Source organism: Pseudomonas sp. EB271-G4-1 (assembly GCF_058791355.1).
Window position 1 is genome coordinate 90477 of sequence record NZ_JBYTEO010000005.1, and the last position, 14952, is coordinate 105428.

Consider the following 14952-nt stretch of genomic DNA (forward strand, 5'->3'; position numbering starts at 1 on the left):
AAAAACTAATTTAGCATTTGCTATTGCATGTTTATTTAGCCGTTGCTAATTTTACACTCGTATCTACCTCTCACCAAGAGTACGAGCCATGCAAACCACACAGCACAGCAACACCCGTTGCCCGGTCTACCTGCACCCATCCGCATGCAGTAGCCGGGCCGCCGTTGAAGCGATCCAGCGCCGCACCGGACTGCTGGTAATCACCAGCGCTAAAGGCCGCACCGAAGCCGTCAAGCCATTCGACATCGTCGCCGTCGATAACAGCTCCTGGCCTTTCGGGGGTGACGCAGCATGAACAGCTATCTAATCCCACTCGCAAAGCAAGAGCTCCTGCACCACATGCTGCAGGTCGGCGGCGCCGCCGTGTGCCCCCTTCAAAGACCAGAGCAAACCATCCACGCAAGCTTTGAAGTCGAGCTCACCGACACCACCGTCCTCATCAATGTTGACTTGGGCGGCCACACCGGCGAACTGACCCTCAAGCGATCAGACCGAGCCAACCACCTGCACCTGCGAGATTTCATCCAGGACATTGCGAACGGCCGGATTGAGTCGGCGCAACCCGCGCCACCAGAACAGTCCGGCCGACTGGCGCAAATTGATCAGGCATTGGCCGACTCGGAAGCATTGCTTGACCGCGTTCGCAAACTGATCGCCGCCTGAGGACAGCGCCATGAACCGCACCCTGGACCAAACCGCCGCAGTGCTCGGCATCAAGCCCCGCGCCTTCCGCACCAGGTTGCGGGAGCTGGGCATCTTGAACAGAGGCGGTGACCTCGCCAGTCAGTATCGCGACCAAGGCCGTCTGTACTCAGACCCCCGCGTCCGCTGGAATCCCACGATAGGCAAACCGGTTCACTACGCCGTAGTGATGGTGAAAGAACCCGGGGTGGAATGGCTGGCAAAGAAGCTGGGCATCACCATTACGAACAAGGACGCCGCCGCATGAAAACCAATCAAGCCAACGCCTACACCCAAGCCCTCGGCGCCCTGAAGTTGATCCCGATCTTCCTCAACTGCCCCGGCGTCATCAGCCGCGCCACGCTGATCGGCGCCTCGACGGAAGCCGTCCAGTTGCTGGAAAGCATGCCAGTGCTGAGTACCGATCTGGCGGAGGTATTTCGCTGCGTCAACAACGTCATTCAAGACGGGCAAGTGGCCTACGTCACCCCTACCAACTCGCCGGAGTACCCATTCGGTGCCGTGGTGGCTGATGCCAAAGGCCAAATCTGCGCCGCCGCGATGGGCAAAAGCAAAGAAGGACTGGCCGAACTGATACGCCTCAAGCTGGTGCCCCGATCGGAGGGGTTCGGGGAGGAAGCCGCATGAGCACCACCCTCGACCTGCTTCGCAGACAGTTCGCCACACCCTGCCCGTCATTGACGGCAGTCCGAGAACATTACTTCACACACATCCGGACCGACCGCTACCTGCTGGAGGAGATCAAGGCCGGTCGGATCGCCTTGGTCGTCAAGCGGCTGCACAACTCGGCACGGGCGAAGCGCGTGGTTTACCTGCACGACTTGGCCGACTTCCTCGACGCCCAAGCTGCGAAGCAAGCGGCCTGATTCATCGGTGGCCCCTGCCGTCCAGGGGCAAACAACTCGCACTCAATGAGGCACAGCACATGAAACCAACAGATACAGCCGAGTTTATCGGCGAACTCAACGCGGGCGTCTTCGCGAACCAGATCGGTCACGCCCTTTCGGAAGTTGCATCGGGCGTTGTCGACAACGGCAAGGTCGGCTCCGTCACGCTGACCTTCACGCTTAAACAAATTGCCGACAGCCACCAGGTAACTGTCAACCACAAGCTCGCCTACAAGGTGCCAACCAAACGCGGCAGCCGCAGCGAAGACACAACCCTCGACACGCCGATGCATGTCAATGAGGGCGGGCGCCTCACCTTGTTTGCCGAGGCTCCTCGCGCGGGCCAGCTGTTCAACCGAGACGCCGCGCCAATTCACGCGAAGTCCTAACTGCTCTATCCATGCCTCTCACCAAAAGGAAAACGATCCAATGGAAGCCAAAGCAATTCAGTTGATCCAAGACACCGCCGTACTGGCCTATGCCAAGCCGCTGAGCACCTTCACTCCGGCGCTGGTGCTGCCGTCTGATCAGAAGATACACAGCATCGAGAAGTTTCAAGCTGCTCGCAGTCGCTTCCGCGGTGCGCTCACCACCCACTCATTGCTGGACTTCGGCAACTACGTGATGGAACAAAGCGCAGAAGTCGTCGCATCTGGTTTTGTCGATGCCGAAGCCATGTCTTGCACCGTGATTTTCAACCTGGGCAACACCAAAGAACCAGGACACGGCGACTTCACGGCGACCCTCAATCTGAGAAAAACTGCCGCCTTCCGAGCGCTGGAGCGTGCCGCCACCATCCAATTTGCGCAGAAAGATCTGAGCGACTGGATTGAGGATTGGGCGTCGAACCTCCAAGCCCTTGCAGCGGACGACAGCCACATCAATCTGCGCAAAGCCGCGAGCGCTATCCGCTCCATCAGCATCGAGCAAGCACGCAAAAGTGAACATGTCGTCGGCGACCTGAGCGCATCCCGTTCGGCGATGGACCAGATAGAAGCGAAATCATCGGAAGGCCTGCCCACTGAATTCCTATTCACCGTTGAGCCATACGAAGGGCTGAAAGTACAGATCATGCGACTCCGTGTTGCTGTCCTCACCGGCGGTGACAAGCCGCTACTGCGCCTGCGCTGGATTGGCGAAGAACAACTGCGCGAGGACCTCGCACAAGAATTCAAGGATGTCGTTCAGCATGAAGTCGGCGCCGCCGCGAAGTTGACCATCGGCAGCTTCAACTTGGGCTAATACCCACCGCAAAACTCCGTCGTCGGCCTCTCACCAAGAATCCCGGCGGCGGGCTCTACCGAGGAACACAGCACATGCAAACTCTAAACCTGATCATCATCGCTGCCGGTCTAGCCATTGCGTTGTTGGTGACTGCCTACTTCATCTGCAATGCAATCCTACAGGCCTTCGCGCGAGTCGCTACAGTTCACGCCACCGAGCTCAAAGGGCACCGCGATCGCATTGCAGCCCTAAACGAAATCATCCGCTTAGGACGTATTCCCGAAACCGAGACGATCCTCACCTCCACCGACTATCAAACTCTGCTGCAAGCCCACACAACGCTGATCCTTGCCCAGATGACGTGGCGCGCAATGCCTGGCACAGAGTCGACGCAACGGAAAGCACCAAAACAAGCGCTGAAGGTTATTGAGTTGGCCAATCGCATCAGTTGCACCATTCAGCCCGGAGCCGCAGCATGATCGAGAACATCCAAGTGGTGACCGCATGATCGCCTTACGCCGAACAGTCCGAATTCGCCGCGGACAAATGCCACCTCTCGACTTACAAACCATTTGCGAGAAGTGCTGCAAGTCGCGGGCACATGGCAATCACCAAAAATGCAGCAAGCTGCGCCAAGCCGAAGGCATCGAGCGGCGTGCCAAGGAGATCAGCCCATGAATACCGCTTTTATTTTGATGGCTCAATATAATGGCCGGGCAATTATCCCCCTGGACCAAGTCTGCAAAGACTACTTCACGCACCTAACAACCGAAATGTTCCAGCGCAAAGTCATGGCTGGGCAGATAAAAATCCCAATCACTCGGATGGAGCCGAGCCAAAAAAGCGCCAGAGGCGTCCACATCACTGATCTGGCGGCTTACTTAGATTTGCAACGAGAGGCTGCGGTGAAGGAATTTAACCAGCTCAATGGATTCCGCCGAGCAAGCTGATTCACTGCTAACCCCAGGCGCCCAGCTTCGCGGGCACCTGGATGAGCACCTCTAAATTGCTGCTCATGTGTACTTTCTTCAAAAACAATTAGAATGAGTAATCTATCGACAACCGGTCAAGTGTCTGCTGGAGATACGGAACTGTTACTCTTCCCATCGTAAACTTGGTCTTTACAAACACCGAAAACCTTTGCCAAACTTCTTCAACGTGCGCAACTTTATCGCAACTTTTCGCATAAGCACTCTTCAACCGATTTATTTCTAACTGCTTATACTCATCACTCACGTCATCATAAAGAGTCGCTACGACATCGAAAATATTGTGCCCTCGCACAAAAAGATAGACGTTTGCCTCTGTAACCCCAACACCGGCCAAACTTTGCTTGTAAGTCTCGAATCCTTCGCGACCTATAGCATCAATGGCAGAATTTGAATTAACGAAAACAGCAGCAATTTCACTTTCAAAACCTTTGAATACCGAACAATCTTTGTAATTATCAAAAGAAACGCTTGCTAGTCCATCCAAAGATTTATGTACAATTTTTCGCGCAACCGAAAACTCCTGCGCACGGCCCAAGCCCTCAATGTAGTTCAGCGCAACATACGCCTCATAAATAACTTTTGAAACATCAAGAATAAACTGAGAGGGCATTACCTTAACATTATGATCACCCTGACAGATATTCCCCCTCAGCGAAAGATCCACATGATCTAAATACAAAAATGCATTATCTATCGCATAGATATTTGTTACATACACATGATCCCTAGGAAGCTTTTTCGATGTGTAACCAGGAACAAAACTCTTGATAAAAGAGTCATCACTATCAAGGCAAAAAATGCAATCCTTGCCTACTTTTATAACCCCTTGCTTTTCTAGTGCGAACAAACGATCACATCCCGTTGATCTTTTTCCATCCGCCGATATCGCCTCATCTGGCCCTTTTAGATTGAATTTGAAATCTTGAGTATTGCGCAAAAAATCCTGCCAGACAATCTTATCCTCAAGAGCCTCAACCCATACATCTACGTGAACAGCCTCCGTACCATCAATATTGAAGTACTTCAGGCTATCACCCACCCCTCCACTGAGATCAAATGACACATCCTGAGCATCGTTCATCAATTGCTTTCCTTGAATTTCTTAGCAAGATTAACGACGGTCTCAGACTGTGTATTCATAATCAGGAACGGCGAATGAGTACCAATAATAAACTGCGACTCTGGCGCCAAGCGCTGCATAGCGGGGAGGAGCATGCGTTGCCATTCAACATGAAGAGAAAGATCAGGCTCATCAAGTAGGAAAACAGCTGAATCACCATAAAGCGAAACAGCCAACAACAAGGCCAATAATGTTTTCTCACCTTTTGAGAAAGCCGTGAAGGGTATAACCCCCTCGTCCGGGACGATCATCTGAAATGTATCATTTTTCCAAATCAACTTACGATGGGTCATACCATAGAACTTATTCAGCTCCGCAAACACGGGGCCATTTTCTAAGTCGGATGCCTCTCTCATTTCTTGAATCGCCGTTTTTAGCAAACTCTTAACATTATCGCTATCAAAATCCACATTACCATTCTTCTCGAAAGAATTAAGCCTATCTAACAAGGCATTCATGTGATTCTGATTTAATCGCTTAGCTATATATGCATACATCAAAAGCCACAGAGTTCTATCGATATTAGACTCTATCGCTTTATCCTCAAGCGCCAAGTCCGCCCCATTCAGGGGAAAGTTAAAATAAAGAGACTCATCTATAAAGGACACCAAATTAACTTGAGCAATGTCTCCCGAAGGAAGAGAAGTCGGCACAAACCCACCACTTATACAGAAATGCTGCTCACTCTCTTGCTCAGAATCATTCGTATACCTTGTCTTTGAGCGATTAAGGACCATGTTTTTAGCTGCGTGAAACATATCACTCAAATCAGCATCAACATCGTTAAATGATCCCCCTAATTTTTCTATGTCATCTTTTGAAGCACCGCCGACCTCCATCTTTAGGGCACGTACTTTAGCACCATTACTCAGACCGGCCTCAAAAACCCAACGAGAAATCGCACTATTAAATTTTCCAGATCTGGCGACACTAAAAGCCTCAGATATAATGCTAATTATCCGACTCTTTCCTGCACCATTGTATCCAGTCATTATAAAAAATTGCTTATCAGGATCCAACTCAAACCCAACAGAGCGATCAACTCTTGGGGAATTGTAAAACTCTAACGACCCTAACTTAACCAATTAATTCACCATCTTCATATATAGTATATTCGCGCGATCTTACCACAAACACAAAAACAAGTCATCACTCATTATTTCGCCGCCATTGAATATATAAATCCACTTAAATACCAAATAGCACTACGCCCCACTTAGACTATCCGGCTAATTATTACTCTCACTCAAATTAAACCTTGATCCAGTCCTGGCACCAAGAGCCACACTTGAACCAACAATCTTCTCAAACCACTTCCAAGCTGAATACTTATCCCCTCGACCCTTGACATGAGTGTATCGCCTCAGAGAGTTCCAATCCCTATGCCCCGACACGCTTGATACGCGCGGAATATCCCAGTCCATTTCAAACAACCGACTCACCCCCTCATGACGCAAATCATGAAAATGTAAATCCACGATCCCAGTTACCTTGCATGCCCTGGCCCAAGCAGTGCCGATAGAATCGGAACAGTAAGGGAATATCTCAGGGCACTCACGCGGCATGCTCTGCACAATCCGCCACGCCTCATCTGGCAAATGACACCAAACATCGTTGCCGATCTTCTGCCCCGGGTTTTTCATATCCCGCACCTTCACCGCCCGACGATGCTCATCCAGATCTTCCCACAAGATGCGAGATATCTCGTCCATGCGTCGCGTCGAGAAGATCGCAAATGCAATGACCTTGGGCATATGGATCACAGTGGGGCGGCGAGCAAGCATTTCAAAGAAGTGCTCAAAAACCTTGTCGAGCTCATCCGCCGTAGGTCGACGGTCCCGCTCACGGCTTTTCATGTTGTAGCCCAGCTTCCTTAGCACCTTCCGAGCGTCCGCCATCGCATGAGCATCTACCTCATAACCCCAAGCAGGCCGTGCAATTGAAAGTACAGCGCCGAGATGTGCGAGGTCGTTGCCAGCAGTCTGGGGCTGAACGCCGCCGCCCTCCTTGCTCATTCGCCACAAAGCAAAGTCCACCAAACGCTGGCTGTTAATGTCAGAATCAATGGTCTGACCAAACTCTGACGCAGCAATGGCATTAAGAGTGGCCTCCTTGGTTTTGCCCAAAGGCCGTACTTTCTCCATCTCACCCAAGTACTGCGTGATCATGTCCTCCACGGTGACACCCTTGCGGTTCGCCCTCTCGATTGCGCCAGGCTGATCGAGTTCTGCCTCACGTCGCCGCACCCACGCTTGCGCCGCCTGTTTCCGGGCGAAGGTCTGACTCTCTTGGTAGACTTGCACTCCGTCGCGCTTGATGCGGATCTGAGCCGTGTAGCTCACAGTCCCATCCGCCAGTTTTCTTGCCCTGATAGTCGCCATATCGAAAGTGGTACGCGTCAGTTTTGAAGTGGTACATCGTACCACCGACACTCAAAAAACGCCCGAAAACGCCCTAAAACACGCTGAAAATACGTAGAGCAAAATGGTACAGAACACCCACTCCAGACCAGTAAACTCAGGCCCTGCGCTGTCTCGACGGTTTAGTGTTGCACCCATGATGGATTGGACCGACCGGCACTGCCGTTTCTTCCTGCGCCTGCTGTCGAAGAACGCCCTGCTCTACACCGAAATGGTCACCACCGGTGCCTTGCTCAACGGCGATCACGAGCGGTTCCTGCGGCACAACGAGGCCGAGCATCCGTTGGCGTTGCAGTTAGGTGGCAGTGTGCCGCTTGACTTGGCGGCCTGTGCGCGGATGGCGCAGGAGCATGGGTACGATGAGGTGAATCTGAATGTGGGCTGCCCCAGTGACCGGGTGCAGAACAATATGATCGGGGCGTGCCTGATGGGGCACCCGCAGTTGGTGGCCGATTGTGTGAAGGCGATGCGCGATGCGGTGTCGATTCCGGTGACGGTGAAGCATCGGATCGGGATCAATGGCCGTGACAGTTATGAAGAGCTGTGCGATTTCGTTGGTACGGTGCGTGATGCCGGTTGCACCAGTTTTACCGTGCATGCGCGGATTGCGATTCTGGAGGGGTTGTCGCCGAAGGAGAACCGCGATATTCCGCCGTTGCGTTATGACGTGGCTGCGCGGTTGAAGGCGGATTTTCCGGAGCTGGAGATTATTCTCAACGGCGGGATCAAGAGCCTGGAAGCCTGTCATGAGCATCTGCAGACGTTCGACGGTGTGATGCTCGGGCGTGAGGCTTATCACAACCCTTACGTGATGGCCGAGGTGGATCAGCAGTTGTTTGGCAGCACGGCGCCGGTGATCACGCGCGCCGAGGCGTTGGCGCAGTTGCGGCCTTATATCGCTGCGCACCTGGACGCCGGCGGGGCGATGCACCACATCACCCGGCATGTGCTGGGGCTGGGCACCGGGTTTCCGGGGGCGCGCAAGTTTCGCCAGTTGCTGTCGGTGGATATCCACAAGGCGAAGGAGCCTTTGGCCTTGCTGGATCAGGCGGCCGGGTTGCTCGAGGGGCGTTGAGCGCCCCGCTGTTTCAGCGCTTGGGCAGCTCGATGGTCACTTTCAAGCCGCCCCACTCGCTTTCGTGCAGCAGCAACTCCCCGCCCCAGGTGTCGACGATGTCGCGCACAATACCCAGGCCCAGGCCATGCCCGTCGGTCTGTTCATCCAGGCGCGTGCCGCGGCTGAACACCTGGTCGCGCTGGTCCTGGGGGATCCCCGGGCCGTCGTCTTCCACATTTAACTCGTAGGCTTGCGCGGTTTCGATCACGCTCAGGCGCACTTCGGCGTCTGCCCATTTGCAGGCGTTGTCCAGCAGGTTGCCGAGCAGTTCCAGCAGGTCTTCGCGGTCCCAGGGCAGTTGCAGGCCGGTGGGCGCGACATAGCTGAGGTGCAGGTGTTCGCCGTGGATCATGTTCAAGGTGGCGAGCAATCCCGGCAGTTCGGCATCGCAATCGAACAAGGCCCCCGGCAAGGCGTCGCCGCTCAAGCGGGCGCGGTTGAGTTCGCGATTGAGTCGCAGGCGGACCTGTTCCAGTTGCTCTTTGAGGACCCGGCGCAGTTGCGGGTGCGCGTCGAGTTGCTCGCTGGAAGCCAGGCTCAACAACACCGCCAACGGGGTTTTCAGGGCGTGGCCGAGGTTGCCCAGGGCATTGCGCGAGCGCTTGAGGCTATCTTCGGTGTGGGCCAGCAAATGGTTGATCTGGGTCACCAGCGGTTCCAGTTCGATCGGCACCTGATCGTCGAGTTGTGAGCGTTGGCCCTGTTGCAGTTGCGCGATCTGTTCCCGGGCTTTTTCCAACGGGCGCAAGGCGCGTCGCACGGTGATCCGCTGGAGCAGCAGGATCAGCAGCAGGCCCGCCAGTCCCAGGCCGAGGCCGATCTGCTGCATGCGCTGGAAGCTTTCGCGCACCGGGGTGTAGTCCTGGGCCACGCTGATGGAAATCGACTGGCCCAGGCGCCGATAGTCGGAACGCAGCACCAGCAACTGCTGGCCTTCCGGGCCCAGTTGCAGGTTGCTTTCCAGGCCCGGGTGCTCGAGGCGTGGCAGTTCCTGGTCCCACAATGAACGAGAACGCCAATGGCTGTCGGCGAAATCGATGCGGAAATAATGGCCAGAAAACGGCCGCTGATAAGCCGGCGACAATAGTCGCTCATCCAGTTGCAAGCCCTGGGGGCCGCGCACCAGCGCTATCAACAGGTTTTCGCTGTCGTTGCGCAACCCGGCTTCGAGGTAGCGCTGCAATCCCACTTCGAACAGCCACAGGCTGGTTTGCGCCAACACCAGGCCGACGATCACCATCACGCTGATCAGGCCCAGGCTCAAGCGGCGCTGGATCGACCTCACCGGGCTTGTCCACCCAGCAGGTAACCTTGCCCACGACGGGTTTCGATTACGCTGCGCCCGAGTTTGCGGCGCAGGTGATTGACGTGGACTTCCAGCACGTTCGAGTCGCGCTCGGTTTCACCGTCGTAGAGGTGTTCGGCCAGGTGGCTTTTGGAGAGGATCTGTTCCGGGTGCAACATGAAGTAGCGCAACAGGCGAAACTCGGCGGCCGTGAGCTGGATGTCGGCGCCATCGCGGGTCACGCACTGGCGCCCCTCGTCCAGGTGCAGCCCGCCCGCCTTCAGGGTCGGTTGATTGACCTGGCCATGGGAGCGGCGCAACAGCGCCTGAATGCGCAAGTGCAGTTCTTCGGGGTGGAAAGGCTTGGTCAGGTAGTCGTCGGCGCCGGCCTTGAGGCCTTCGATGCGCTCGGCCCAGGAACCGCGGGCGGTGAGGATCAGCACCGGCGTCGCCAAGCCACCGGCACGCCACCGCGTCAACACCTCAAGCCCGGGCAGCCCCGGCAGGCCGAGGTCGAGGATGATCAGGTCGTAGGGTTCGGTGCTGCCCTGGTGCACCGCGTCGCGACCGTCGGCCAGCCAGTCCACGGCATACCCTTGGCGATTGAGGCCGGCCAGCAGTTCGTCGGCCAGCGGCACGTGGTCTTCCACCAGGAGCAAACGCATCGGTCAATCTTCCTTGTCTTTGAGTAAACGGCCGGTGGTGGCGTCGATGTCCAGTTCGCGGACCACGCCTTCGCTGGTCAGCAATTCGACTTCATAAATGTAGACGTCATGCTTTTCTTCGAGCTCGGCTTCCAGCAGCTTGGCGCCCGGATAACGATCCAGTGCCTGCTGTAAAAGTTGCTCGAGCGGCAGGATCACACCTTGTTGGCGCAGGCGCAGGGCCTCGTCCTGGTCGAGGTCGCGGGCCGCCACCACCGAGCAAAAAACCAGCAGCGCCAGCGCCAGGCGGGCGCTGGCGCGTCGAAGTGAAAAGGATTGCAGCGTCATTACGTGTCCTGATGATCCTTGAGAATCTGCCCGCTGACCGCGTCCAGCTCCAGGTCCCACTCGAGGCCCTGCGGATCGCGCAGTTCAATCTGGTAGATGTACTTGCCGTACTCTTCTTCCAGTTCGGTTTCCGTGACCGTGGAGCCTGGGTGCTTGGCCAGCGCGGTGGCGTTGAGCTTCTCGAAAGACACAATGGTACCAGCGTCTCGCAGTCTCAGGGCTTCGTCGGGCCCGAGGTCACGTGCATGGGCGAGGCTGGCGGACATGGCGATGAGGGATGTGACGAACAGGGCAGTGAAGGATTTCATGGGGTGTCTCCGTATCTTTTATGTGTTGCCTACGGGGCTCACCTTAGCGAAACGAACTTAACTGAAACTGAATTGCCATCATGCACAACTATTGTGCCAGTACTTCATCCGCCCTGCCGCCCGCGCGCTGGATCACCAGGTGGATGAAGTGCAGCTTGGCGATCACCGCGGGCGGCAGCACGAAGGGGTAGAAATCCGGCTGGCCCATGCTGCGCGACAATTCATTGAGCATGCCGGCCAGTTCGATCCACGCATTGACGAATGAGAGGAACGCGGTACCGCCGGGGTGCTGCGGATCGTAGAGGGTGCTGGGGGGAAAGGGCTGATAGTCGAGGTCCATTTCCCGTGCGCTCATGCCAAACCCGAGCGCGGTGTCGACGGCGTCCATCATGTGCAGGTAGTGAGCCCAGGTTTCGGCCCAGTCTTCCCAGGGGTGCATGGTGGCGTAGGCGCTGACGTACTGCTGCTGCCAGTCGAGCGGCGCGCCTTGCTGATAATGCCGCTCCAGGGCCTCGGCGTAGCTGGCGCGTTCGTCGCCGAACAGGTCGCGAAAGGGATCCAGCCAGTCACTATCAGCAATCAAGCGGTCCCAATAGTAATGCCCGACTTCATGACGAAAATGCCCGAGCAAGGTGCGATAGGGTTCGTGCATTTGCACCCGCACCTGTTCGCGGTGGGCGTCGTCGGCTTCCTTGATATCGAGGGTGATCAGGCCATTGGCGTGGCCGGTGGTGGGTGCATTGCCTTCGAGGTCGACGCCGATGAAGTCGAAGGCCAGGCCGACTTCATCATCCAGGGTTTTCGGGACCACCTGCAACCCGAGGCTGACCAATTGCGCGACCAGTCGGCGCTTGGCGATTTCCATCTTGCGCCAGCGCTCGTGGTTTTCGGCAATGGATAAGTCGGGGATGGTACGGTTCAGGCTACAGGCGATGCACAGTGAGTCGTGGTCATTGGCCGGCAGCAGCCAATTGCACGCGGCGGGCGAATCGAGATTGGCGCAGCGACGAAACAGGCCGGCAGAGGGATCGGCATCGAGCAGCCAGGTGTCGCGCTGTTCGCCTGGCTGCAGTGAAGACAGGCGGCTTTGCTCTGGCTGATAACCCAAGGCTGCGGAACAGGCCAGGCACTGGCTGTTGCGAAAGAACAGCGACTGCCCGCATCGACAGGGCCAGATCTTGCTGCTGCGCGAGCTTTCGCCAGTGAAGGGGGCAGCGATACGCGAAGTGAGCTGTTCGAAGAAGCGGTGCATGAGCGATCTCTCCCTGGGGCTTGCCAAGACTAGATCATTCCTGGGTGAAGATCGTTCCCATGCTCTGCGTGGGAATGCCTCAAGGGACGCTCCGCGTTCCAGCTCTCGAATGGGACGCGGAGCGTCCCGGGCTGCATTCCCACGCAGAGCGTGGGAACGATCACTTAGACCGCAATACCGTGTTTTTTCAGGAACTCGACGAACGCCTCTTCATCCAGCACCTTCAACCCCAGCTCATTGGCCTTGGTCAACTTCGACCCCGCTCCCGGCCCCGCGACCACGCAGTGGGTCTTGGCCGATACGGAGCCTGCGACTTTGGCACCGAGGCTTTCGAGTTTGTCCTTGGCCACGTCGCGACTCATCAACTCCAGCGAACCGGTGAGCACCCAGGTCTGGCCGGCAAGCGGCAGGCCTTCGACGACTTTCTTCTCGCTGTGCCAGTGCATGCCGAAATCCGCCAGTTGCTTCTCGGCGGCTTCGGCCAGTTGGCGATTGGCCTCGATGGCGAAAAATTCGCGAACCGAAGTGGCCTGCTTCTCGGGCAATGCCTGGCGCATGTCCAACCAGTCGGCGCTGATCACCGCTTGCAGCGAACCGAACTTGTCAGCCAGTTTCTGCGCCCCGCCCGGCCCCACCGAAGGGATGTGCAGCTTGTCGAGGAAACCGCCCAACGTGGTGCTGGCGGCAAACTCGGCGCCCAGCTCGCCCTGGTCCTGAATCTGCAAACCGTGGTTGAGCAGTTCGGTAATGACCTGCTGGTTGTGCGCATCTTCGAAGAAGCTGTGAATTTCGTGGGCCACTTCCAGGCCGACGTCCGGCAGGTAGGTCAGCACTTGTGGCAAGGCTTTTTGCACCCGCTCCAGCGAACCCAGGGAACGTGCCAGCACCTTGGCCGTCTCCTCGCCGACATCGGGAATGCCCAGGGCGTAGATGAAACGTGCCAGCCCCGGTTTCTTGCTGTCGGCGATAGCACTGAGCAGCTTGTTGCTCGACAGCTCGGCAAAGCCTTCCAGGTCGACGATGTCCTCGAACTTCAGGGCGTACAGGTCAGCCGGCGAACTCACCAACCCTTCATCGACCAGCTGTTCGACGCTCTTGTCGCCCAGGCCTTCGATGTCCATGGCGCGACGGGAGACGAAGTGAATGATCGCCTGCTTGAGTTGGGCACCGCAGGCCAGGCGCCCGACGCAGCGGTACACCGCGCCTTCGCTGACCGTCTCGCGACCCTTGCTGCGCTTGACCAGTTGCGTGCGCTCGACGTGGGAGCCGCACACCGGGCACTGCTGCGGGATCTGCACCGGCCGGGCGTCTTCCGGGCGACGCTCGGTGACCACTTGCACCACTTGCGGAATCACGTCGCCGGCGCGGCGAATGATCACCGTGTCACCGATCATCAGGCCCAGGCGCGCCACTTCGTCCATGTTGTGCAGCGTCGCGTTGGCCACGGTGACACCGGCAACCTTGACCGGCCTGAGGCGCGCCACCGGCGTCACCGCGCCGGTGCGGCCGACCTGGAATTCCACGTCGAGCAGCTCGGTGAGTTCTTCCATGGCCGGGAATTTATGGGCGATGGCCCAGCGCGGCTCGCGGGCGCGGAAACCCAGTTCGCGCTGGGACGCGATGCTGTTGACCTTGAACACCACACCGTCGATTTCATAAGGCAACGCATTGCGGCGCTCGCCGATGTCGCGGTAGTAATCCAGGCACTCGTCGATGCCGTTCGCCAGCTTCAGCTCATGGCTGATCGGCATGCCCCAGGCCTTGAGTTGCTGCAGGTTGCCGATATGCGTGTCGGCGATGTCCGCAGACACCTGGCCGATGCCATAGCAGCAAAACTCCAGCGGACGGTTGGCGGTGATCTTCGAATCCAGCTGGCGCAAGCTGCCGGCCGCGGCGTTGCGTGGGTTGGCGAAGGTCTTGCCGCCGACTTCCAGTTGCGTGGCATTGAGCCGTTCAAAACCGGCCTTGGACATGAACACTTCGCCGCGCACTTCCAGGGTCGCCGGCCAGCCAGTGCCGTGCAGCTTGAGCGGGATGTTGCGCACGGTGCGCACGTTGACGCTGATGTCTTCGCCGGTGGTACCGTCGCCGCGGGTGGCCCCACGCACCAGCATGCCGTCCTGATAGAGCAGGCTGACCGCCAGGCCATCGAGCTTGGGTTCGCAGCTGTATTCAACCGCCGCGCCAGCGCCGAACAGATCACCGGCCGGCAGGTCCAGGCCCTCGGTCACCCGACGGTCGAACTCGCGCATGTCGGTTTCTTCGAAGGCGTTGCCCAGGCTGAGCATCGGCACTTCGTGGCGTACCTGGGTGAATGCCGACAGTGCCGCGCTACCCACCCGCTGTGTCGGCGAATCGCTGGTTACCAGGTCGGGATGTGCCGCTTCGAGGGCTTTGAGTTCGTTGAACAACCGGTCGTACTCGGCGTCCGGGATGCTCGGCTCGTCCAGCACGTGATAACGATAGTTGTGCTGATCCAGCTCGGCACGTAGCTCTAGAATGCGGTCTTGGGCGGCAGTCATGGGTGGTCTCTCATAAAGCAAAAGAGCAGCCGAGGCTGCTCAATTTCGATGCGGCGTTGATTCATTGTAGGAGCCTGCGGTGCGGCGATCCGACTTGCCGGCGAAGGCGTATTCGACATCGCCATCGCCAG

At 57.1% G+C, this 14952-nt stretch carries 19 protein-coding genes; 10 read left to right on the forward strand and 9 right to left on the reverse strand.

Annotated features, from left to right (window positions below):
* Window positions 1-88: 88 nt before the first annotated feature.
* The 9 genes from AC3WWR_RS04250 to AC3WWR_RS04290 all read left to right on the forward strand — a co-directional run bounded on the left by AC3WWR_RS04250 (window position 89) and on the right by AC3WWR_RS04290 (window position 3763).
* On the forward strand, window positions 89-295 hold the full coding sequence (locus tag AC3WWR_RS04250; RefSeq protein ID WP_492598516.1) for a hypothetical protein: 207 nt from the start codon (window positions 89-91) through the stop codon (window positions 293-295).
* Window positions 292-663 (forward strand): hypothetical protein, encoded by a 372-nt coding sequence (locus AC3WWR_RS04255; RefSeq protein WP_492598517.1) that lies wholly within the window; start codon window positions 292-294, stop codon window positions 661-663. The genes AC3WWR_RS04250 and AC3WWR_RS04255 overlap by 4 nt, the downstream gene beginning before the upstream one ends.
* 10 nt (window positions 664-673) lie before the next feature.
* On the forward strand, window positions 674-949 hold the full coding sequence (locus AC3WWR_RS04260) for a hypothetical protein (RefSeq protein WP_492598518.1): 276 nt from the start codon (window positions 674-676) through the stop codon (window positions 947-949).
* Window positions 946-1329 carry a hypothetical protein gene (locus AC3WWR_RS04265; protein ID WP_008056010.1) on the forward strand — a complete coding sequence of 128 codons (384 nt, stop codon included), beginning with the start codon at window positions 946-948 and terminating at the stop codon, window positions 1327-1329. Before AC3WWR_RS04260 ends, AC3WWR_RS04265 begins: the two co-directional genes overlap by 4 nt.
* The gene (locus tag AC3WWR_RS04270; RefSeq protein WP_492598519.1) at window positions 1326-1568 is read left to right on the forward strand and encodes a pyocin activator PrtN family protein; all 243 of its coding nucleotides are present in this window, start codon (window positions 1326-1328) and stop codon (window positions 1566-1568) included. Before AC3WWR_RS04265 ends, AC3WWR_RS04270 begins: the two co-directional genes overlap by 4 nt.
* 59 nt (window positions 1569-1627) lie before the next feature.
* Window positions 1628-1978 (forward strand): YfdP family phage-associated protein, encoded by a 351-nt coding sequence (locus AC3WWR_RS04275; protein ID WP_090453414.1) that lies wholly within the window; start codon window positions 1628-1630, stop codon window positions 1976-1978.
* 40 nt (window positions 1979-2018) lie between these two features.
* A complete protein-coding gene (locus AC3WWR_RS04280) occupies window positions 2019-2831 on the forward strand; it encodes a DUF2303 family protein (RefSeq protein ID WP_492598520.1) in 813 nt (270 codons plus the stop codon).
* Between the two features lie 74 nt (window positions 2832-2905).
* Window positions 2906-3292, forward strand: a complete 387-nt coding sequence (locus AC3WWR_RS04285; protein WP_492598521.1) for a hypothetical protein — start codon at window positions 2906-2908, stop codon at window positions 3290-3292.
* 195 nt (window positions 3293-3487) lie between these two features.
* Window positions 3488-3763, forward strand: coding sequence for a pyocin activator PrtN family protein (locus AC3WWR_RS04290; RefSeq protein WP_492598522.1), 276 nt, complete (start codon window positions 3488-3490; stop codon window positions 3761-3763).
* Between the two features lie 88 nt (window positions 3764-3851).
* Here AC3WWR_RS04290 and AC3WWR_RS04295 read toward each other — a convergent pair whose 3' ends face one another.
* The 3 genes from AC3WWR_RS04295 to AC3WWR_RS04305 all read right to left on the reverse strand — a co-directional run bounded on the left by AC3WWR_RS04295 (window position 3852) and on the right by AC3WWR_RS04305 (window position 7306).
* Window positions 3852-4886 carry a hypothetical protein gene (locus AC3WWR_RS04295; RefSeq protein WP_492598523.1) on the reverse strand — a complete coding sequence of 345 codons (1035 nt, stop codon included), beginning with the start codon at window positions 4884-4886 and terminating at the stop codon, window positions 3852-3854.
* Window positions 4886-6010, reverse strand: coding sequence for an AAA family ATPase (locus AC3WWR_RS04300; RefSeq protein WP_492598524.1), 1125 nt, complete (start codon window positions 6008-6010; stop codon window positions 4886-4888). The genes AC3WWR_RS04295 and AC3WWR_RS04300 overlap by 1 nt, the downstream gene beginning before the upstream one ends.
* A 144-nt stretch (window positions 6011-6154) precedes the next feature.
* Complete coding sequence (locus AC3WWR_RS04305; RefSeq protein WP_492598532.1) at window positions 6155-7306, reverse strand: tyrosine-type recombinase/integrase; 1152 nt, start codon at window positions 7304-7306, stop codon at window positions 6155-6157.
* Between the two features lie 103 nt (window positions 7307-7409).
* On the opposite strand from AC3WWR_RS04305, the gene dusA reads away from it, so the two are divergent.
* Entirely contained in the window at window positions 7410-8420 is a 1011-nt protein-coding gene (gene dusA, locus AC3WWR_RS04310) for a tRNA dihydrouridine(20/20a) synthase DusA (protein WP_492598525.1), read from the forward strand.
* Between the two features lie 13 nt (window positions 8421-8433).
* Here the strand turns inward: dusA and AC3WWR_RS04315 are convergent, their stop codons facing one another.
* From AC3WWR_RS04315 to ligA, 6 genes are all read right to left on the reverse strand, one after another.
* A complete protein-coding gene (locus AC3WWR_RS04315; protein WP_492598526.1) occupies window positions 8434-9747 on the reverse strand; it encodes a sensor histidine kinase in 1314 nt (437 codons plus the stop codon).
* Window positions 9744-10412, reverse strand: a complete 669-nt coding sequence (locus tag AC3WWR_RS04320) for a response regulator transcription factor (RefSeq protein WP_168758715.1) — start codon at window positions 10410-10412, stop codon at window positions 9744-9746. The genes AC3WWR_RS04315 and AC3WWR_RS04320 overlap by 4 nt, the downstream gene beginning before the upstream one ends.
* A gap of 3 nt (window positions 10413-10415) precedes the next feature.
* Window positions 10416-10739 carry a PepSY domain-containing protein gene (locus AC3WWR_RS04325; protein ID WP_020795928.1) on the reverse strand — a complete coding sequence of 108 codons (324 nt, stop codon included), beginning with the start codon at window positions 10737-10739 and terminating at the stop codon, window positions 10416-10418.
* Window positions 10739-11047, reverse strand: a complete 309-nt coding sequence (locus AC3WWR_RS04330; protein ID WP_020795927.1) for a PepSY domain-containing protein — start codon at window positions 11045-11047, stop codon at window positions 10739-10741. The genes AC3WWR_RS04325 and AC3WWR_RS04330 overlap by 1 nt, the downstream gene beginning before the upstream one ends.
* Before the next feature lie 88 nt (window positions 11048-11135).
* Window positions 11136-12299: a zinc-binding metallopeptidase family protein gene (locus tag AC3WWR_RS04335; protein WP_492598527.1), complete on the reverse strand. Its 1164-nt coding sequence runs from the start codon at window positions 12297-12299 to the stop codon at window positions 11136-11138.
* Between the two features lie 164 nt (window positions 12300-12463).
* On the reverse strand, window positions 12464-14821 hold the full coding sequence (ligA, locus tag AC3WWR_RS04340; RefSeq protein WP_492598528.1) for an NAD-dependent DNA ligase LigA: 2358 nt from the start codon (window positions 14819-14821) through the stop codon (window positions 12464-12466).
* Window positions 14822-14952: the final 131 nt, after the last annotated feature.